19 protein-coding genes and 1 other annotated feature are annotated in these 18,795 nt (G+C 39.2%); of the genes, 7 read left to right on the top strand and 12 right to left on the bottom strand.

Annotated elements, in window-relative coordinates; translation table 11 throughout:
• Positions 1-78: 78 nt before the first annotated feature.
• The gene (locus tag RRV45_RS14475; protein ID WP_315665396.1) at positions 79-210 is read left to right on the top strand and encodes a hypothetical protein; all 132 of its coding nucleotides are present in this window, start codon (positions 79-81) and stop codon (positions 208-210) included.
• Between the two features lie 103 nt (positions 211-313).
• Positions 314-1,240, top strand: coding sequence for an alpha/beta hydrolase (locus tag RRV45_RS14480; RefSeq protein WP_315665397.1), 927 nt, complete (start codon positions 314-316; stop codon positions 1,238-1,240).
• Between the two features lie 32 nt (positions 1,241-1,272).
• Here the strand turns inward: RRV45_RS14480 and RRV45_RS14485 are convergent, their stop codons facing one another.
• The 3 genes from RRV45_RS14485 to RRV45_RS14495 all read right to left on the bottom strand — a co-directional run bounded on the left by RRV45_RS14485 (position 1,273) and on the right by RRV45_RS14495 (position 3,285).
• Complete coding sequence (locus RRV45_RS14485; protein ID WP_315665398.1) at positions 1,273-1,791, bottom strand: hypothetical protein; 519 nt, start codon at positions 1,789-1,791, stop codon at positions 1,273-1,275.
• Positions 1,792-1,950: 159 nt separating this feature from the next.
• On the bottom strand, positions 1,951-2,682 hold the full coding sequence (locus RRV45_RS14490) for a polysaccharide deacetylase family protein (RefSeq protein ID WP_315665399.1): 732 nt from the start codon (positions 2,680-2,682) through the stop codon (positions 1,951-1,953).
• A gap of 270 nt (positions 2,683-2,952) precedes the next feature.
• Positions 2,953-3,285, bottom strand: a complete 333-nt coding sequence (locus RRV45_RS14495; RefSeq protein WP_315665400.1) for an iron-sulfur cluster biosynthesis family protein — start codon at positions 3,283-3,285, stop codon at positions 2,953-2,955.
• A gap of 241 nt (positions 3,286-3,526) precedes the next feature.
• Here RRV45_RS14495 and RRV45_RS14500 point away from each other — a divergent pair, with 241 nt between their 5' ends.
• Positions 3,527-3,739, top strand: a complete 213-nt coding sequence (locus RRV45_RS14500; RefSeq protein WP_315665401.1) for a CDGSH iron-sulfur domain-containing protein — start codon at positions 3,527-3,529, stop codon at positions 3,737-3,739.
• A 31-nt stretch (positions 3,740-3,770) separates the two neighbouring features.
• On the opposite strand, the gene RRV45_RS14505 is transcribed toward RRV45_RS14500, so the two are convergent.
• Both RRV45_RS14505 and RRV45_RS14510 read right to left on the bottom strand, forming a co-directional pair.
• A complete protein-coding gene (locus RRV45_RS14505) occupies positions 3,771-3,932 on the bottom strand; it encodes a hypothetical protein (RefSeq protein ID WP_315665402.1) in 162 nt (53 codons plus the stop codon).
• A 134-nt stretch (positions 3,933-4,066) separates the two neighbouring features.
• Positions 4,067-4,924 (bottom strand): LysR family transcriptional regulator, encoded by an 858-nt coding sequence (locus RRV45_RS14510; protein ID WP_315665403.1) that lies wholly within the window; start codon positions 4,922-4,924, stop codon positions 4,067-4,069.
• A gap of 119 nt (positions 4,925-5,043) precedes the next feature.
• Here RRV45_RS14510 and RRV45_RS14515 point away from each other — a divergent pair, with 119 nt between their 5' ends.
• Positions 5,044-6,219, top strand: coding sequence for an MFS transporter (locus RRV45_RS14515; RefSeq protein WP_315665405.1), 1,176 nt, complete (start codon positions 5,044-5,046; stop codon positions 6,217-6,219).
• A 189-nt stretch (positions 6,220-6,408) separates the two neighbouring features.
• Here RRV45_RS14515 and RRV45_RS14520 read toward each other — a convergent pair whose 3' ends face one another.
• A complete protein-coding gene (locus RRV45_RS14520) occupies positions 6,409-6,741 on the bottom strand; it encodes a YolD-like family protein (protein WP_315665406.1) in 333 nt (110 codons plus the stop codon).
• A gap of 18 nt (positions 6,742-6,759) precedes the next feature.
• Entirely contained in the window at positions 6,760-8,019 is a 1,260-nt protein-coding gene (locus RRV45_RS14525; protein ID WP_315665407.1) for a Y-family DNA polymerase, read from the bottom strand.
• 213 nt (positions 8,020-8,232) lie between these two features.
• Here RRV45_RS14525 and RRV45_RS14530 point away from each other — a divergent pair, with 213 nt between their 5' ends.
• A complete protein-coding gene (locus RRV45_RS14530) occupies positions 8,233-8,430 on the top strand; it encodes a YqzH family protein (protein WP_315665408.1) in 198 nt (65 codons plus the stop codon).
• A gap of 60 nt (positions 8,431-8,490) precedes the next feature.
• Here RRV45_RS14530 and RRV45_RS14535 read toward each other — a convergent pair whose 3' ends face one another.
• The gene (locus RRV45_RS14535; protein ID WP_315665409.1) at positions 8,491-9,285 is read right to left on the bottom strand and encodes an SDR family NAD(P)-dependent oxidoreductase; all 795 of its coding nucleotides are present in this window, start codon (positions 9,283-9,285) and stop codon (positions 8,491-8,493) included.
• Between the two features lie 12 nt (positions 9,286-9,297).
• Entirely contained in the window at positions 9,298-10,257 is a 960-nt protein-coding gene (locus RRV45_RS14540; protein ID WP_315665410.1) for an MBL fold metallo-hydrolase, read from the bottom strand.
• 291 nt (positions 10,258-10,548) lie between these two features.
• Between RRV45_RS14540 and RRV45_RS14545 the strand changes: the two genes are divergently transcribed.
• Entirely contained in the window at positions 10,549-11,469 is a 921-nt protein-coding gene (locus tag RRV45_RS14545; RefSeq protein ID WP_410489295.1) for an LCP family glycopolymer transferase, read from the top strand.
• 395 nt (positions 11,470-11,864) lie between these two features.
• Here the strand turns inward: RRV45_RS14545 and RRV45_RS14550 are convergent, their stop codons facing one another.
• The 3 genes from RRV45_RS14550 to RRV45_RS14560 all read right to left on the bottom strand — a co-directional run bounded on the left by RRV45_RS14550 (position 11,865) and on the right by RRV45_RS14560 (position 17,271).
• Positions 11,865-12,542 (bottom strand): SOS response-associated peptidase, encoded by a 678-nt coding sequence (locus tag RRV45_RS14550; protein ID WP_315665412.1) that lies wholly within the window; start codon positions 12,540-12,542, stop codon positions 11,865-11,867.
• Positions 12,543-12,552: 10 nt separating this feature from the next.
• Entirely contained in the window at positions 12,553-13,365 is an 813-nt protein-coding gene (locus RRV45_RS14555; protein WP_315665413.1) for an ABC transporter ATP-binding protein, read from the bottom strand.
• Between the two features lie 168 nt (positions 13,366-13,533).
• Positions 13,534-17,271 carry an endonuclease gene (locus RRV45_RS14560; RefSeq protein WP_315665414.1) on the bottom strand — a complete coding sequence of 1,246 codons (3,738 nt, stop codon included), beginning with the start codon at positions 17,269-17,271 and terminating at the stop codon, positions 13,534-13,536.
• Between the two features lie 344 nt (positions 17,272-17,615).
• Positions 17,616-17,848 (top strand) — a binding site (T-box leader).
• Positions 17,849-17,945: 97 nt separating this feature from the next.
• On the opposite strand from RRV45_RS14560, the gene proC reads away from it, so the two are divergent.
• On the top strand, positions 17,946-18,776 hold the full coding sequence (proC, locus tag RRV45_RS14565) for a pyrroline-5-carboxylate reductase (protein WP_315665415.1): 831 nt from the start codon (positions 17,946-17,948) through the stop codon (positions 18,774-18,776).
• Positions 18,777-18,795: the final 19 nt, after the last annotated feature.

Genomic DNA, 18,795 nt, shown 5'->3' on the forward strand with positions numbered 1-18,795 from the left:
TTATCTAATGCATAAACTAGCCCTACTTTATCCATCTTATTAGGTGTACTTAACAACACTCAGAAGGGGGATGAAAGAATGACTCAAAAGCGTGACAAAGGCTATAGCCAAAAAGGAAAGCCAAACAGCGATAGTGTTAACCCTACAATTGCAGCAGAGGAACTAGAAAAAGCGATTCATCCTACAAAACGTCAGAATTCTAAACAATAAGCCGCCGCTCCTTGAGCGGTTTTTTTACATATAAAATAACTGTGAATGTTTTAAACGCCAATAAAATGGTAAAATAAAGAAAAAGGCTGCGAGGAGGATGAAATTGAAAAGACTTCTTCGTTATATTCGTTACTTCCTATCCTTCATTCTCTTTTTATCATCTATTGGGATTTATTTTACAAATCGCCTTATGTACATGAAGAAAAAGGAAGATCAGTTTATTATTGATCGGGAAAAAGAAGCTGGGCGTCTCAATCCAATCGAATATGAAAGCCTGCCAAAAACAGAAGTGCTCATCCCTTCTCCCTTTGGCTATCCTCTTAAAACCGTGATTGCAGAACCCTTTCCAAATAAACGCTTCGTCATCATTTCACATGGAGTAACAGAAAATAAAATAAATTCCATTAAATATATGAATCTTTTTTTGGAGCGCGGATTTAACACGGTTATTTACGATCACCGCAGACATGGAGAATCCGGGGGAAAAACGACTAGCTTCGGTCATTATGAAAAATTTGATTTAAAGGCGATTGTTGATTGGCTCCGTAAGGAAAAAGGATCTGATATTTTGCTTGGTATTCACGGTGAATCGATGGGGGCGGCAACGATGCTGTTATATGCAGGCAGTTTAGAGGATGGAGCGGATTTTTATATTGCCGATTGTCCATTTTCCGATTTTAAAGAACTGCTAGCGCACCGATTAAAATCAGACATGAAACTTCCTGCCCCAGTCATCCTGCCCATTGCCGATCTGTTTTTACGATTGCGGCAAAAATATGCCATTAAACACGTTTCTCCCATCTCAGTGATTAGCAGCATTCAAAAGCCCGTGTTATTTATTCACAGCGAAAAAGATGACTTTATTCTGCCTTATATGACCAAGGATTTATATGAACGGAAAAAAGGACCCAAAAAGCTTTACATCGCTCCAAATGGCATTCATGCTCAATCATTGAATGAAAATCGGGAGGACTACGAAAAAGCGATTGACGAGTTTTTGAATGATTTTGTTTTCACCGAGAAGGCCTGATTTCCTTAGGCCTTTTTTATTTGAACATTAACCTATTTACTGTTGTTTTTCACTATTCCTCTCGCCATCTCATAATCTCCTAATTTTAAATAGTATCGTCCGCCCTCTTTTTCAAAAATAGGAGCATTTTCAAGCTTTCCATTTTCCCCGTATACGACCACTGATTGAATATCCTCACGTACAACCTTTCCATAAATGACTGGAAGGCGATTTTCCAAATTGCCCCTATGATTATATTCGTAAAAAACATCCTTATAAACAGTCATCCAGTCGTTTTCCTCATGCTCCCAATGATTATGCCCCGCGTTTCCCCAGCCATCTCGGTCATTTCCTTTTAAAAATGCTACCGTTACGGCATCAATCGGTTCTCTACCGCTCTTCTGTTTCGTTACATACAGGAGAACAACTCCATCCTTGACCTTTTCCTTATGAATAACTTCTATCACATTAAATGGGATATCCTCTTCTATGACCTGGTCCATCGTTGCACCCGAACAAGCCGAAAATAGCAGGACCACAAACAAAAGAGAAGTGATCCATTTAAGTTTCACTTTATCTTCCCCCTCCGTTCTTTTGCGTCCTTATCATTTAATGTGAAAAGATAATGAAACATACTCACTTTTACATATTTGGGTAAAAATAACTAATATTTTTTACACAAAAAGGACTGTCCGGAAAGTCAGCTCGTTAACTTTTGGGACAGCCCCTCTTCATTCTCCAACTATCTTTGCGAATTCCTCAAGACTTGTTGAATACTTAATATAAATTCTCGGTAAATAATACAATTCATCTTTTATACCCTTTTCAGAAAATAGTTCGGGAGTCGTTGTAAGTCCGAACATATAATACTTTTTTGTCTCTGCTATGACCTTGCTATTGAAATTTCCATAGGGGTAAGATAAAGCAATAACCGGTTTTCCTGTTATTTTTTGAATTTTATCCTTGGACTTCTGCAGTTCATATTCATAATTTGTGATTTTCGTTAAATCTGGATGGGTGGCGGTATGAGATTGAATTGAAAACAGTTGTGAATCTGACATTATTCTTAAGTCTGATTGCGATAATCGGTTGGCGCGGCCAATAAAGTCAGATATAACAAAAATGGTTCCAGTTGGTTTAAAATGGTCACTTTTTAGCTTTTGAAAAATATCCATTACATTTAAATTGTTTTTGTATCCATCATCAAAGGTAATGAAAATGGGCTTGTTCACTTTGTGTATATCTTGCCACCGCTCAAACGTCAATAATGTGTAGCCTTGATTCCGTAAATACATCATTTGCTTCTCAAAATTCTTTGGAGTTACATATAACTCTTTAGTGCCATGACCATCGTACTCATCAATGGAGTGGTAAATTAATATCGGTATTTTTTGAGCCGCCAATACTTGTGCTGAAGGAAAAAAGATAAGAAGACTTAAGAATAATAAGACAGCTTTTTTCATAAAACTCCCCGCTTTATTTTTTTCTTATTATTCCTTAAAGGGGTAAAAAAATTATTAAGAGGTCGGAAGAAATTAATGCGGACATAAAATCCGTTATTTTCATTAAATGGCCCTAATTTAAGGGCTAAGTGGACACTGGGTGCGCTATTTACGGAAAAGCACAAGGAAATCACTGCTTTTTACAAAATAACGGAACCTAGGTCCGCATACATATGGAATTAACCCATTTTCACACAAATAACGGATCTGGTGACCACCAAGCCTTGTTCTTCATCTTCCAGCTGTCTTATCAAAAAAACTCATTCGCGGATTTAGGTATTCATTAGGCGTTTTCAATTGAAAGCAGTTTGCTTTTTCGGAGAAATCTATTTTTAAATTCTCATCAAGAAAAACTTCTTTTGATTTTTCTGTGTAAATACTGCCAATATCTGTTTTAATTTCCCGGTCATCGCTGTCTAATTCATTCACTAGCCAGAGAGCGGTTACCCCGCTAACAACACATCCACAGCCATCCGTATCATATTTAAGCTTTAAATAGCCGTTTTTTCCAGCTATTCTTTCTTTTATTTTTCTTGCTGCTGCCTCGGTTATTGCAATGTCCATTTTCTTATCCCCTTACCTCGCTTTTTCTCTATTATTGTAGCATATTCTGGCGAAGCACCCTCCTCTTGATTACCTTCAGTAGGGAGTCTTCCTGGTGAAGGGCGTTTTAGAGTTCTCTTAACTACTTTCCACTGCAGTTTTATCTGGTAAATAGTGTCATAAAGCACTTTATTTGCTTTTTGCCACTTAACCTTTTAACATAGAAAATAAATGTGTCAATTTTGTGAAGGGGTGGATTTTAATGTCAAAAGTTACAATTAAAGTAAATAACAATGGCTCATACCGAATTACAGGTGATATTGAATTAATTGATGCGGAAGGAAATAAGTTTGAAACAAAACAAACTTTCTCGCTTTGCCGCTGCGGCAGATCAGCTAAAGCACCATTTTGCGATGGATCTCATAAGGGAAATTTTGAGTCTGTTGTTCGTGCACCGAAATCCGAAGAAGCATAATTTAATCAATCTTTTTTTGGAAACGGGGATATTACCCCCGTTTTTTCATTTCCGTCCCAACTTTTGCTGGTGCTACCTCTTCTTCTTCCGTTATCCCTTGCAGGATTTCCCGGTCCATCCGACTGCTGTCATCCCCCGCACCAGGAGCGACATTAGCCATCGGAAGCTGTTCGAGTTCTTTTCCTCTTGGCATGAAAAAAACACCTCCTTCTTTCTTAAGGTGCTTCTCCTGAAGGATCTTTAATCATTTCCATTACATTCATCAAGTTTCTTACTTAATCAACTGCACAAACATCTATATTAGAAATTTATCAATGATGTTTGGAATCAGGCTTGCAGCATATGTTCAAGCAATCGTTGAATCGAGTCTAATTTGCGTTTTGAATAAATAATATAGCTTTGAATAATTGGCGGTTTCGTTTTCGAACGAAAGGAAAGTGACACCAGTTCCTCTCTCTGTATGAATGTATCCGCTATAACGGATGGCAATAATCCCAGAAAGTGGCCGCTTCGTAAATATTGAACATACAGGGAAGCATGGTCGACCATTAAAGAATGCGTTTCCTTGCCAGCGCTTTCTTCAAACCAATGGTTATAACTAGGTCCCCAATCCATATGAATATAAGGCAATTTACTTAAATTAGCCAAATCGATTTCTTCCGTAAAATTGTTATCTGCATTTGCAACTAGCTTAATTTCTTCTTTCTTAAATGGAAGGACCTCGATGTCTGAATGAGTAGGTGGAATAAGGACGACCCCAAAATCAACGACTCCATCGAGCACATGCTGAACAATATCCCATGAATGCCCCGTAATGAACCGAAGTGCTGTTCTTGGGTGCTTTGCTTGAAACTCTTTCATTATTGGAAACAGCAGATAATCCCATAACGAATGCAAGCTTCCTACGACTAATGAGTTTTCAAATGTTTCTTCTATACTTACTTTTCTTGATCCTTCATCAACAAGCTCAATGATTCTCTTTGCATAGTCCAGCAACTCTTTACCTGCGGCGGTAAGAAGAACTTGCCGATTATCCCGCTCAAATAATTGTTTCCCAAGTGTTTGTTCTAACGCTTTAATACGCATTGTAACGGTTGATTGGGACATAAACAGTAATTCCGCAGATTTTGTAAAATTTTTCGTCTGAGCTACAGACAAGAACGCACGAAGCTGTTGAATTTCCACTTTATTCATCCTTACAATTAGTTTTTTTGATTAATGCTATTATAATTATTCGTTATACAAATAACAATTGTGCTGATACACTTTTAATAGATTCGTTTTGGATGAAAGGTGAGAGCTTGATGAGAGCGATACGTTTATTACTAGTAAACTCATTTCTTATGAATGTCAGTTTTTTTGCATTTATTCCGTTTTTATCTGCCTATATTACTGGGAATTTAGCTCTTTCTGCCGGTATTGCAGGAGTCGTTCTTATGATTCGCCAGTTGACACAGCAAGGCACTTCCTTTTTATCAGGGATGCTCGGGGATCGGTTTGATTATCGAATATTGATTAGTACAGGGATGATTTTACGCGGAGCAGGCTTTTTGCTATTTTCATTTTGCACAAGTGCGATGGAATTAATTGCTGCTGCTATTATCGCTGGAATAGGCGGTTCCTTATTCGAGCCAACAAGTAAAGCTGCTATGTCCATTTTTAGTCACCCTTCTAAACGAGGGGATATTTTTGCTCTAGATAAAATCGTTCGCCATTCGGGGATTATTTGCGCAGGGATTTTAGGCGGAATACTGCTGCAGCTTGACTTTTTCTATTCTTCCTTAGTTTGCGGCGGGATTTTTGTTTTCAGTGGGCTGATCACTTTTTTGATTTTGCCTAAAGAAAATGTAAATGTGCCGAAGCAGTCCTTTAAGGTCTCTTGGCAAAAAGTTAAATCTGACCGGCTGTTTATTTATTTTACAATTAGCATGATTGGGTTTTGGTTTATGTTTATGCAATTATATCTGACTATTCCTCTGCATGCTGCCAAGGTGTTTAACAGTTCAACATTCGTGTCGAGCCTGTTTATCGTCTATGGGATGATTGTCGTTTTTCTTCAATATCCTTTGCAAAAATGGACAAAAAAGTTTTCCCGATTATCGGTCATTAAAGCAGGAATGGGTATCATGGCAATAGGGATGTTACTAATTGGGATGTCTGATAGCTTCCTAATCTTTTGGGGTGGTTTCTGTGCATATGCTGTTGGGATTATGTTAGTGGAGCCAACTTCATACGAATATACTTCGAAAATTGCCCCCTCACAATTTTCTGCCAGCTATTTTGGTTTTTCCCTGCTTGCCATGGCAATCGGAGGCAGCTTGAGCCAAGGTGGTGGCGGGTGGATGTATGAGCACATGCCACATGTAAATTGGGTTATTTGTACTTTAGCGGGACTCTTATCAGTCTTAGGTATTCAATGGCTGCAATGGATATCTAGAAAACATCTCCCATTAAAAGGGGTGGAGAATAGCAACATATAACAATAGAAATAAAAAAGAGGGTTATTATTGGAAGAAATTACGGGGCTCTTATGGGGTTCTTTAGATTTGTTTTATCCTTTACTTAACACTGAAAAACGCTTGGGCATTGAACTGCCCCCCAATTGTCAGTTGTGTCTACAATTGGGGTCACTTCAGCATTCAAGCGTTTTTATTGCTAAAATTATTATTTTAATCAGCAACCCGTACATCAGCTATATCCGAAATGCTAATCCGATGCACTTCCTCAAAGCGATCCACAACATGCAGCTTCTGATTCATTTCATCCCAAAAATGAATATTTCCCATTACAAGCTCATAATTTTTGTAGCGATAATGAGTAACGGCAACGATTTTTCCAAATTCCATTGCCTCAGAAATGATTTCGTTCATGCTTTCAAGCTTTTGCTCGTCTATTTCCCGTTTTTGGTCGTACGTATCTTCCTTTGTCCAATCTCTCAATAATTTCACATGTTCCGGGAGCATCATAGATGTCCATTTTATTCTGCCACGGTCTCGAATCATTGAACTCCCCCCTTTGCGCTACATTTTATGGCCTCCTACTAATGTGGCACGGTGCCTAGCTGTTCCCGCATTTGTATAGGACACTGCTCGTAAAAGAGCACCTGCACCAAACTTTGATCTGATATAGTCGACTGTGTAGCCAAGCTCCCTCTTCTTCCATCCATTCGTATCAAAAAGAGTTAGCTGCATTTCATTATCATCAACAAGATTGCCGATAGACATAGAAATTTGCCGAACTGTTTTTCCCTCATAAAATTTATGAAAAAGCTGTGTGCACACACGATAAATATCCATCGTCACATTTGTTGGCTCTTCAATCGTTTTCGACCGGTAAAATCCGCCTCCAAATTCATCCTGGCTGTAGCCGATCCCAAAGCTGATCGTCCTGCCCGCCTTTCGGTGAGTGCGCGCCCTTCTTGCTACTTCCTCACACATTTCAAGAATGACAGACTTAATTTCATGCTCTTCTTTATAATCCCTAAGCAGAATTTGGCTTTTTCCAAAACTAATTTGCCCCTCTATAATTGGTGCTCCAATCTCAGATAGATCAATCCCCCAGGCATGATGGTAGAGCTGGTTTCCCATAATGCCGAATTTCTTCTCCAGCTTTTCTAAACCATAGTGAGCAAGCTGGCCAACTGTGAAAATCCCCATTCCATTCAGCGTTTTTTCCACACGGCGCCCGATTCCCCACATTTCCCTTAAAGGAGAAACTGGCCATAATTTCGTTTGGACATCCTCATACGTCCACTCAGCAATTCCATTATGCTTCGCTTCCAGATCGAGACAAAGCTTTGCCAGCAGCATATTAGGCCCAATCCCAATGGCACATGGCAGCTGAAATTCAAGTTCAATATCATTCCGTATTTTACGGGCAATCGTAAAAGCATCTCCCCAAAGATGCACAGCCCCATCCACTTTAATAAAACTTTCATCCACACTGTATGTGTGAATCGCCTCTTTCGGGACATACCGATTAAAAACACGAGTAATTTCAGTCGCTATCCTCAAATAAGTGGCCATTTTTGGTTCCGCTACAATAATGCGCGGATCATTTGGAACTTCATAAAGCCTGTTTCCCGTCTTAATGCCAAACTCCTTTTTCATCTTTGGCGATGCCGCTAGGACCACACTTCCCTTCCGCTCCTTTTTTCCAGCCACAACAAGATAGCATTCAAGAGGATCAAGCCCTTCCATAACAGCGGAACAGCTTGCATAAAAGCTCTTCATATCGACACACATAATTTGATTTTTGGGCATCGTGCTGTAATCAATCATTGGCCTTATTTCCTCCTAGCTGCAGATGTGTTGAACCCTTAGGGAACGAAAAACAAGAACAAATGTTCTTATAATATATATACCCATTATATTAAGCGAATATACGTTCGTTTTCAATGGAAATTTTACGACTAATTTCTTAAATAAGGGGGCTTTTCCAGTATGTCTATCTGCCTAAAAGGCTTATAATCGACAAGAGGAGGCATTAGTAAGATGGATCGAACCTTTATTTTCAAAATGATACAGAGCTGCTTGAAGCAATATAATGAGTCAATTTCGATTAACAGCGTGGAATTTGCAGAAATGTATGACAAAATAAATGCCATAAAAAAAGAGGAAGTTGAGAGCGATTTACATGATATTATAGTTGATGTTGTTTATGGATATATAACGGATTCTCCCTATTTTTAAAAGCAATAAAAAACAGACGTATTAAAAATTATAAACGTCTGCTTTCGTTATGAATTGCATTCACTTTTGATTAAACATCCTTTTGCCCAGCCGTTCAAACAAGCGCGGAAAAAGAGTATATACAATACTGCCCGCATTCATCCATCCGGGCAAATTAATTTCTCTTATCGGGGTCAGCATCGCATTGACAACCTTTTTTGCCACATACTCTGGCTTTAGCATGAATCTTTTTACATTATTAACGTAGGTTCCTTTTTCATCGGCAATGGTAAAAAAATTCGTTTCAATCGGTCCGGGGTTAACGGCCGTTACAAAAACGCTATGGTTGATAAGCTCCATTCGAAGACTATTTGTATAGCCGAGAACGGCATGCTTCGTTGCTGAATAAACGCTTGATTTCGGAGTGGCGATTTTTCCAGCCTGGGAGGCAATATTGATAATATGACCGCTTCCCTGCTGTCGCATAATAGGCAAAACCATACTTGTGCAAGCCATTAAGCCAACAACGTTGACAGCAAACATCCCTTTAATATCATCGATTTTTGCCTCATGAGCCTCGCGAAAAACCCCGTAGCCTGCATTGTTAACAAGTACATCAACATGGTCAAGCTGCTCCAAAATCTTTGAAAAAACAGCCTGCACCTCGTCAGTGTTGGAAACATCCAGCTTATGTATATCAACCTTTACATGAAAGCGGCTTTCTAAATCCGTTTTCATCTCAAGAAGCTTCTCGTAACTTCGGGCAAGCAAAACAAGGTTAGCCCCTCTTTCCGCGCAAAGTAAAGCCATTGATGCACCGATTCCGCCTGAGGCTCCTGTAATAATAATCGTTTTATTCTTCAATCGATCCGACATATCTCACCTCAGCTAAGCAGAAAAATAAAATGCCTTTCCCGCTTTTTTAATACTAATTTCCCCCAGCGCATCCAAATAGTCAAGCTGGGCGATCGTTTCTGAAATCGTTAAGCCAAACTCCTTTTCATATACGGCAGGAAATAGCCGTTTGCAAATTTCAAAAACAGTTAACGGCTCCTGCTCAAGCCATTTTTTTATAAATATCGCGCGTTCATGCTGGCGAGCCAGTCTTTTCTCAATTAATTCATTAGGATTATAAATATCCTCACCATGCCCTGAGTAGACAAGCTGGATTGGAAATTGCATTAGCTTCTTTAATGATTCATTATATTGCAGCTGTGGTTTAGGCCGCTGTGTTTCTCCAGGAAGGGGCGGTTCCATTAGAGGATTGGGAGAAATATGTGCCAGTAAATGATCCCCTCCGATAAAAACCCCATCCTTCTCTCGGAACAAACCAATATGACTTTGAGCATGCCCAGGCGTTTCAATAACCTTCCAGTCATCAAGGCCGGGCGGAGTGTCCCCTTCTTCCAATACACCTGTAAGAGAACGGCTGCAGGAAAAACGCAAAGACTTTTTTAACGAACTAATAAAAGAGAGATATTGATCTGGAATTCCGCACTTAGGTAATAGATCATAATAAAATTCATCGTGCGCCTTTAAAAAAGCATCCGTTCGCATTACCCATCTTTCATTATTACGATGGCCAAATACATCTAAGCTAGATGGGAAAAAGTCCAAAAGTCCAGCATGATCGGGATGATGATGAGTAAGGATAACCTGTTCAATATCTTCAGGAGATAGATGTAAATCTTTCAATTGCGCGGTTAATGCCTCCCAAGCATCTTCCGTTTTAGGTCCAACATCGACAAGTGTCAACCGCTCTCCCTTCATCACATATATATTCACATCCCCAACCGCAAAAGGAGTAGGGATAACCAATTTAGCAATGCCATTTTTCCATTCCGCCATTTCTTCAGCTCCTCAAAATACTATATCTAAATAAAATAAGCTCTAATCAGTTTAATATATAAACATAAGTTTACTCCTTAATTTACCAATTGTCATTATTTTCACATAATTACCCCCCACTAAATTCAAACATTTTAGAGTCGTTTGCGGTTTTCACTGTGAATGAATGCGCTATTTGATAAGTTAATCGGAACTTTTTATTAAAATTCGCTTGCCTTATTCCTTACCTAACATTATTCCTCTTATAAATGAATAAATATAAAAAAGAAGTCGAATTTATGGAGGATGAAAATGAGATTCGGCAAAAGAAAAACATGGCTATATATAACGGGAATAACTATTCTATTCATTTTAACGGGGACAGCAATATACGGGTACTTAATATATAAATCTATCACAGACGCTGTCGAAACAATGCATCAGCCGATTCAACGAGAAATATCAGAAAAGAGGAACGAAGAAATCACATTAACAAAACAAGAACCTTTCTCTGTCTTACTGCTTGGTGTCGATGAAGCTGAAGGTGACCGCGGCCGTTCAGACTCAATGATCGTACTAACAGTGAACCCAAGATTAAATTCTGTTAAGATGCTTAGTATCCCGCGAGATACTAGAACGGAGATCATCGGTCGTGGTACAGATGACAAAATTAATCATGCCTTTGCATTTGGCGGAGCAGAAATGGCCATAGCGACAGTGGAGAACTTTTTAGATATGCCGATTGATTTTTATATTCAAATAAATATGGAAGGTTTTATAAAGATTATTGATTCATTAGGAGGGGTAACCGTCCATAATGACTTAGACTTTACCTCTAATGAGAAACATTTCCCAAAAGGGGAATTGACTTTAAATGGAGAAGATGCATTATCATTTTCCCGCATGAGGTATGAGGACCCAAGAGGAGACTTTGGCCGCCAAGTTAGACAACGACAAATCATACTCGCTATTCTTAAAGAAGGAGCAAGCCTCTCCTCACTCATCAAATATAAAGAGATTTTTAGCACATTAGGCAAAAATATAAAAACAAATCTAGAATTGGAAGAGATGGTTGAGATTCAAAGAAATTATCGTGCAGTTACCAGACAAGTTGAACAAATATCCATCGAGGGAAGCAATGCAATAATGAACAGTATATACTACTTCATTGTTCCTGATGAGGAAAAGCAGCGTGTTCAAGGTGAATTAAAAAAACATTTAGAATTACAATAAACAAATACACAACGGACGTTTTCACTTATTCCATATCTCTTTAAAACTGGTTTATAGGACATAACTGGACATTTTCACCTTTTTCATGTCCTTTAAAACTGGTTTATAGGACATAACTGGACGTTTTCACCCATTTCATGTCCTTTAAAACTGGTTTATAGGACATAACCGGACGTTTTCACCCATTTCATGTCCTTTAAAACTGGTTTATAGGACATAACCGGACGTTTTCACCCATTTCATGTCCTTTAAAAGTAGATTATCGGACATAACCGGATGTTTTCATCCATTTCATGTCCTTTAAAAGTAGATTATCGGACATAACCGGATGTTTTCATCCATTTCATGTCCTTTAAAACTGGTTTATGGGATATAACCGGATTATCAAAAACTTCCTAACATATTCTCTGAATCAAATCCACTGAATTATTCTTTGGCGAATTAACGAGCGAGGAAACCTCGTACGTCTCCATCAAGTCTGGCTTAAGAGGTTTGAGTAAATGATCTAATTTAGATGTATCAGTTATTGTTCGGTCGAGCCAAGTTTTTTCATCTTCCGGCTTTAAAATGGCAGGCATACGATCATGAATGTCTTTTACGAGTTCATTAGGTGCTGTCGTAATTACAGAACAGGTGAATACTGATTTCCCTTGTGGAGATTTCCATTGTTCCCATAAACCAGCCATCGCAAATAGTTGATCTGACTTCAGTTTAATTCGCATCGGGATCTTCGTTTTATCATCATGCCTCTTCCATTCATAAAAGCTGTCAGCAATAACTAAACAGCGTCTGCTTCGATAAGCCTGCCGGAAGCTAGGTTTTTCGTTTAACGTCTCTGCCCTTGCATTAATCAGTTTGTAGCCAATTTTCTCGTCTTTAGCCCAAGAAGGGATTAGCCCCCATCTTAGAAACCCTAATCTGTTTTTGCTGCCATCGTTGATGACCGATAAAACAGATTGTGAGGGAGCCACATTGTAATTCGGAGAAAGTAAATCTTCTTCGATAAATTGTTCGATATCAAACCGGTCAATAATTTGTTCAAAAGAAGCTGTTAATGTGAAACGGCCGCACATACGAATCACCTCATGATTTAATTGTTAGTTTCGCAATGCTCTCCTTTTTCACAGCGAGCCATGGCCTATTTTCTTCCCAACGAACACTTACAGGAGTTTTAAAGGCATCCGTTAATAATTCATCCGTCAAAACTTCCCTTTTTGGCCCAGCTGCGATAATTTTTCCATCACGGAGGAGTAAAGCGTGTGTAATCTCTTCTACTAGCTCTTCTATATGATGTGTAACATAGACTAAATGGCAATTATTTTTAACAATTTCCTTCATTAGAAAAAGGACTTCCTCTCGAGAAAGAACATCTAGCCCAGTACACGGCTCGTCTAATATTAAAATTCTAGGGTTGCTCATTAGTGCCCTGGCGATGATGACTCTTCTCTTTTCACCTTGTGATAAAAGACGGAAGTGTTTCCCTTTCAAATAATCGAGGCGAAGACTGCTCAATAATGACTCCGCCTTTTCGACATCTTCAGTTGAAACCTCTTCATACAAACCGATTGATGCAAACTTTCCGCTTAAAACAATTTCTTCGACCGTTTCATGATTCAAGCTATTTGTAAACCGATCCAATGAGCTGCTGACGAACCCAATTTCTCTTCGAAGCTCTGGTAAATTCGTTTTTCCAAATATATTTCCAAGGACAGCTACTTCTCCTGCTGTCGGAAATTGATAGCCGGTTACAATATTGAGCAGAGACGTCTTTCCGGATCCATTCAAACCTAGTATTGCCCAATGTTCATTTGAATCTATTTCCCAATTTAAATTACTTAAAATTTCTTGCCCGCTTCTGCGCCAAGATACATTTTTGAAAGTTACAATTTTCTCCACTGATTGTAAGCCTCTCTTTCAATAAAATCAGAATTATCATTTTAATTGACAATAGCACAATCTCATTTTGATTGAAATAGAAAAACATTATTATATATTAAGTATCGAAAACAACAAAGAAGCTATGCCCAAAAAGCTATAGCTTCTTTGTTGAGTAAACATCTGTATTTAGCTTGCCTCTCCCCAAATCACTTCCGCCCACTCAGGGTGATCTATGAATGGATTACGGTTGTGCTGCCATTTTTCATAGATGATATTATTGCGGTTTCGTTCGAAATCATCTACTGGATCTTGGAGATGCCACTTCAGCAGAACAGATAATTTCCCATGAAATGGCTGCGATCCATTACCGACTTTATCGTTTAATTCTAAATCAATTTCGCCATTCGTTCCTTCATAGCGAACAGCCATATAGAAGAGCATTCTAGCAACGTCTCCCTTTACCCGATCTGGCGGTTCCCATGAATTCGAAGTTCTGAAGCATCCATTACAGCCGCAAACTGGGGTTCCGCCATAATCAAAGTCAAGATTGCCTCTCGAACTATTAATCTGCACATCAGTTGGACGCAGGTGATGAATATCTGTTCCGAGCCCAATGCTCGTTCCGAATCCGCCATGGGATTGTGCCCAAACATGCTCGCGATTCCATTGACCTACATTACCACCATTCGCAAGCTTTGAACGGGATTCCCCCTTGTATAACAAAATAATATGATCTTTGTTATTCGGATCCTCGTCCGTCTCTCTTAGTGCATCCCAAACTTGACTATAAGATATTTTCGTTTGCTCGCGAATAATGCTGTGGAGAGCGAGCTTTAAATCTGCTCCGGTTTTTCCGGAGGCCAATTCATAATAGTCGTCAACCTGCTCCTTCTCTTCTACCGAAAATGAGAAACGGGCTGTTATCTCACCCCCATTTCCATCTTTAACCGTAATGGCGATTAGGAAAGTTCCAATTTCTTCTGTAGGAAGAATAAGAAGGGAATCATCTTCTACTGTTCCAAGTGTTGTTGAAAATGTCAGTTTATCTCCATCTGGATCAGAGAAGTATTCACTAAGTTCGATTATTACCTGTTCTCCCTGTTTCGCAGTCATCTTCTCTATAGACTTGGTCAACTGGGGTGCTTTATTTTCCTTTGGTGCAAAAGGAGAAGGAATTTCTTCCCCTTTTGAGTTGGTAAATTTAATATGAGAAGTATCAACCTTTTTACCAACAGACCAAGATTGAACGTTTTCAGCGCCTCTAATTTCCTGTACTTTATCCTTTTCAATCAGTACTTCTTTAACTTCTGTTCCAGTTAAATCAACAATAGTGCCTTTTTGAGCAGAGCTGACCACAACCTTCGTTTTCTTCAAGCCCTCCCCTTTTAGAGTAGCTGACTTTTTCAGCCATATCCCCTCTGTAATGGAGGAAGTCTTATCCATGATGATTAAGGCAGCATGTGGTCCAATAACCAGTTTCTTCGCTTTGTAGCCGACTAGATCATACACTTTGTCATACTTCGGCTCTTCTGGTTTGATTAGCTCTTTCAAAGTTGTTTGAATCAAAACAGGGTCATGATCGCTTGCACGGCCATGCTCCTCCATGAAGCCAGAGTTAATATGAACAATATCCACTTCAGTTGAGGCCGCAAGATTATTTGATACTAAAATATGATCCAATACTTGCGCATTTCCTTGATAGTTATACGTATAACGCTCTTCTGCAGGAACCTTTTCAATCATATTTGTCAATTCCTGTCCTTTTAGAACCTGCAGCGGATTGGAGAATTCAAAGTCATTAAAATCACCAAGCAGGACGATGTTGGCATTCGGATCTTTTGACTGAATGTTCTTGACAAAATGGTTTACAATCGCAGCAATTTGCATGCGCTGAACTTCACTATTTAAAATAGGAGGCTGCACTTTTCCGAACAGAGGAAGATCTCCGCCTTTAGAGTTAAAATGGTTAGCGACCACAATGATATTTTCGCCATTAAATTCAAACTGAGCTGCTAATGGCTTACGGCTGGATTCAAAAGCAGGATTAGTTGGATCAACGCGTCCAGGGTTTAAAGTAAGCTTGCCGTCTTCAAATCCAACCGCTTGAGTCGCCGTTCCTTTCGTACCTGGAACTAGCGTAACCCGCTCCTCATTGTAAAGGAAACCGACACGAATATTTCCTCCAGGCTGCCCGCCATCCACTTTATCTTCCGGTGCAATATCTGTATACGTGTATTTAGGTCCGCCAAGTGAAACAATTCGATCAATTAATTTCGCCGCACTGGAATTTGCATCTGTTGTTCCGCTATCCGTTGGTCCATCATTATCCTGAACCTCTGTCAAACCGATAATATCCGGCTTCTTCATATTAGTTACAATGGCTTCTGCTAATCTAGTGACCTTTGAATCATCTGTTACTGTTGAAAAGTTTTCTACGTTGTAAGAAGCGATCGTTAATTTATTTTCATCAGGTTTAATCGGTGTTATTTCCCTTGCATTAGAACCTTCAACAAGAGGCGGCAATGCCGCTCTATCACTTAATACTTTATAGTTGCTGAAACCATAGCTGACAACACCTTGTATTGGGCCTTGAAAATGATCGCCCATTTTGGCAACGTATCTAGTATCATTGATATCGATCGTTATTCTTTCTGGGTTAAAATCGCTCTCAGTAATACGCAGTCCACCAGCTGCCGTATTAGTCGAAACATTTTCTGGAACAACAATTACTTCTCCATATTTTTGTGGTGCTACCACTTTAGGGTTATTTATTTGTACTAGCATCCCTTCTAAACTTTCAAAAAAATCAATTCCATCTTCATTAGGATCAAAATTCTCAAATTGATCATTATCAATAATCTCTAAAGGAAGCATCCGGTCAACACCAATAACAACCGGTGCCGGAAGCAGTTGATTGCTTGCGATTATTTGGATATTGGAAGCATTTATTTCTGTAACAGGAAGGTCTGTTTGCAGCTTCTCCGCATAGCCTTCTAAGACCCATTCCTTCACCTGTCCGCTAGCTTTTACAACATCCCCTACTTTAACTCCGTGAAACCTTTTATAAATTAAAATCCCTTCAGAGGTATATGGGTTATTATCCGGCTGCAAGTCCTGCATATAAAAATTACTTCCGTCAACAACCTTTGTAACGATTCCCTCAACACCAGCAACGAATTGATCAGCATATGGGGAATAGTGGCCAGCACCTTGAATGTCATGAATGCGAATGACTTCCTGCTGAATCATATATTCGAACACAGCTACTTCACTGTTTTCTAGGCCCGCTTTTACAGCAACAGCTTTGATTGTTACAGGAGCATTTATTTTGATAGGGTCTGTGTAAAGTGTGCTTGAAGTCGCAGGCTCAGATCCATCTAAAGTGAAATAGATTTCTGCTTCTTCAGTGGCTGTCGTAAGTGAAATCTTAGTCCCTTTGACAACTGTTCCTCCAGCATGATTTGCTGACACTGCTTGTACTTTAGCAGGTTCTGAACCATCACTAAAAGAATAAGCTTTAGGATTTTTCAATCCAGGTACTACGAAATAGGCTTCTAAGCTGCCAGTAATTTGGATTTTCTTTCCGAGATTTTCTGGATGATCACGAAGATTTAATTCGTCTCTAATAGCACCTTGAGTCAATTGAACAGGTAAAATTCTCCTGCCATCTGTTTCATCCGCGGAATCAGCAATGGCAATGTTGGTGTTAACCGAAAATGGTCCACTATGTTGGTATTTAGGTCCATTATTTGTGACACCTACAATATACCCCTCTACTGTCCCCGTTCCGCTATTATTAGCGATGGCCTCAGCAACGGTTATAGTCCCAGCGGCTTTTGAAACATGTAATGGAGCAAATAAGCTGAAAATCATTGTGAGGGTGAGTACAATGCTGATAGTTTTTTTCTGCAGCCTTCCTATCATTCAATCTCCTCCAGACTCTATTTTTTGGCAAACTGCTACTTCACTTCTAGTTAAGCATGGCTCTATTAACTGTACAATTGCATTTTTGCAAATTATATATATATTTCCAAAAATGATAATATAAGCCTATTAATCTTATGGGATGTTCTACTCAGTTTTTTCTATTAGAAATACCATTGTTCCTAAATTCCACTTCAAGCGGGTGTTGGAATTAATATTTGAAAAATCCCCCTTTTTCGAAAAAATAATTTAATTCCCCCTTGACAAACACACTTGTCCTCCTCCATAATCACTATTAATATTATTTGAAAGGCGCCAATGGTGTCGGATCGATTAAAAACGAGAAAAAAGCGATGAATAAGGCCAGTAAATGGAAAACGGCGAAAGAGAGTGAAGCTCAGCGGCTGAAAGGCTTCACCGTCCACTTGTCCATTGAAACCTACCTTATGAGCAGTTAGGAAAACCTAAACGTGCTTCCGGCGTTAACGGAATAGAGATGCCTTTTTCAGAATATGACCTTCTTGAAAAGGGTAATTAAGGTGGTACCACGAAAAGCAAAAGCCCTTTCGTCCTTTACATGGATGAGAGGGCTTTTTTATTTTCTCCGAACGTTCAAAACTACTGGTTAACACAAGCATTTTTTAAAATAGACATTAATTCAAGGAGGGTTCATCATGAAGAAAATAGCTTTTATCGGTGCTGGCTCTATGGCTGAGGCATTAATTTCTGGAATAGTTGAAAATAAATTGATCGACAGAAAAAGAATTTGGGTAACGAATAAGGCCGACCAAGAAAAATTAACTGAGCTTCAGAACCATTACGGAGTCCAAACAACCTATAATTTGAAGGAAATTTTTCAGGATACTGATATTGTTTTTCTTGCCATGAAGCCTAAAGATGCAGCAGAGGCCATTTCACGAATAAAGGATTACTTAACAGAAGAAATCCTCGTGATATCCGTTCTAGCAGGAGTAAGTATTCGCAGTGTTGAAAAGCTTATAGGAAAGCCATTAGCCATTGTGAGGGCCATGCCAAATACATCAGCAGCTGTTGGAAAATCCGCAACTGCACTTGCGATAAATGAAAAAGTATCAAACGAGCAGATGACTCTTGTTGCGAAAATGTTTGAAACAGTTGGCTTAACGACAATTGTGCAGGAAGAGCAGCTTGACGCTGTTACTGGACTGTCTGGCAGCGGACCGGCCTATATATACTATCTTGCGGAAGCAATGGAAAAAAGTGCAATGGACATTGGACTTGAAAAGACGGTCGCGAAGGAATTGATTGTGCAGACATTACTTGGTGCAGCTGAAATGCTCTCAAAGTCAGCGAAAGAGCCCCAGCAGCTCCGTAAAGAAGTGACGAGCCCAGGCGGAACAACCGAAGCAGGCATTAAAATTCTGGATTCCTATAGTGTGCAAAAAGCTTTTATTGATTGTATTAAAGAAGCTACTGCACAATCAAAAAGACTTGGAAAAGCATTCGGTTCTGAAATTAGCGTATAGAAGCGGAGCATTTAAAAAG

The sequence above is a fragment of the Bacillus sp. DTU_2020_1000418_1_SI_GHA_SEK_038 genome (assembly GCF_032341175.1).
In the GTDB taxonomy this organism is placed as follows: domain Bacteria; phylum Bacillota; class Bacilli; order Bacillales; family Cytobacillaceae; genus Cytobacillus.

Excerpts from the sequence above, each read along its gene's own strand:
- RRV45_RS14530 (WP_315665408.1), top strand. The coding sequence starts at position 8,233 with ATGGATCGAACCTTTATTTTCAAAATGATACAGAGCTGCTTGAAGCAA.
- RRV45_RS14490 (WP_315665399.1), bottom strand. The coding sequence starts at position 2,682 with ATGAAAAAAGCTGTCTTATTATTCTTAAGTCTTCTTATCTTTTTTCCT.
- RRV45_RS14535 (WP_315665409.1), bottom strand. The coding sequence starts at position 9,285 with ATGTCGGATCGATTGAAGAATAAAACGATTATTATTACAGGAGCCTCA.
- RRV45_RS14505 (WP_315665402.1), bottom strand. The coding sequence starts at position 3,932 with ATGCCAAGAGGAAAAGAACTCGAACAGCTTCCGATGGCTAATGTCGCT.
- RRV45_RS14495 (WP_315665400.1), bottom strand. The coding sequence starts at position 3,285 with ATGGACATTGCAATAACCGAGGCAGCAGCAAGAAAAATAAAAGAAAGA.
- RRV45_RS14525 (WP_315665407.1), bottom strand. The coding sequence starts at position 8,019 with ATGATTGATTACAGCACGATGCCCAAAAATCAAATTATGTGTGTCGAT.
- RRV45_RS14500 (WP_315665401.1), top strand. The coding sequence starts at position 3,527 with ATGTCAAAAGTTACAATTAAAGTAAATAACAATGGCTCATACCGAATT.
- RRV45_RS14560 (WP_315665414.1), bottom strand. The coding sequence starts at position 17,271 with ATGATAGGAAGGCTGCAGAAAAAAACTATCAGCATTGTACTCACCCTC.
- RRV45_RS14545 (WP_410489295.1), top strand. The coding sequence starts at position 10,549 with ATGAGATTCGGCAAAAGAAAAACATGGCTATATATAACGGGAATAACT.
- proC (WP_315665415.1), top strand. The coding sequence starts at position 17,946 with ATGAAGAAAATAGCTTTTATCGGTGCTGGCTCTATGGCTGAGGCATTA.
- RRV45_RS14540 (WP_315665410.1), bottom strand. The coding sequence starts at position 10,257 with ATGGCGGAATGGAAAAATGGCATTGCTAAATTGGTTATCCCTACTCCT.
- RRV45_RS14550 (WP_315665412.1), bottom strand. The coding sequence starts at position 12,542 with ATGTGCGGCCGTTTCACATTAACAGCTTCTTTTGAACAAATTATTGAC.
- RRV45_RS14515 (WP_315665405.1), top strand. The coding sequence starts at position 5,044 with ATGAGAGCGATACGTTTATTACTAGTAAACTCATTTCTTATGAATGTC.
- RRV45_RS14520 (WP_315665406.1), bottom strand. The coding sequence starts at position 6,741 with ATGATTCGAGACCGTGGCAGAATAAAATGGACATCTATGATGCTCCCG.
- RRV45_RS14475 (WP_315665396.1), top strand. The coding sequence starts at position 79 with ATGACTCAAAAGCGTGACAAAGGCTATAGCCAAAAAGGAAAGCCAAAC.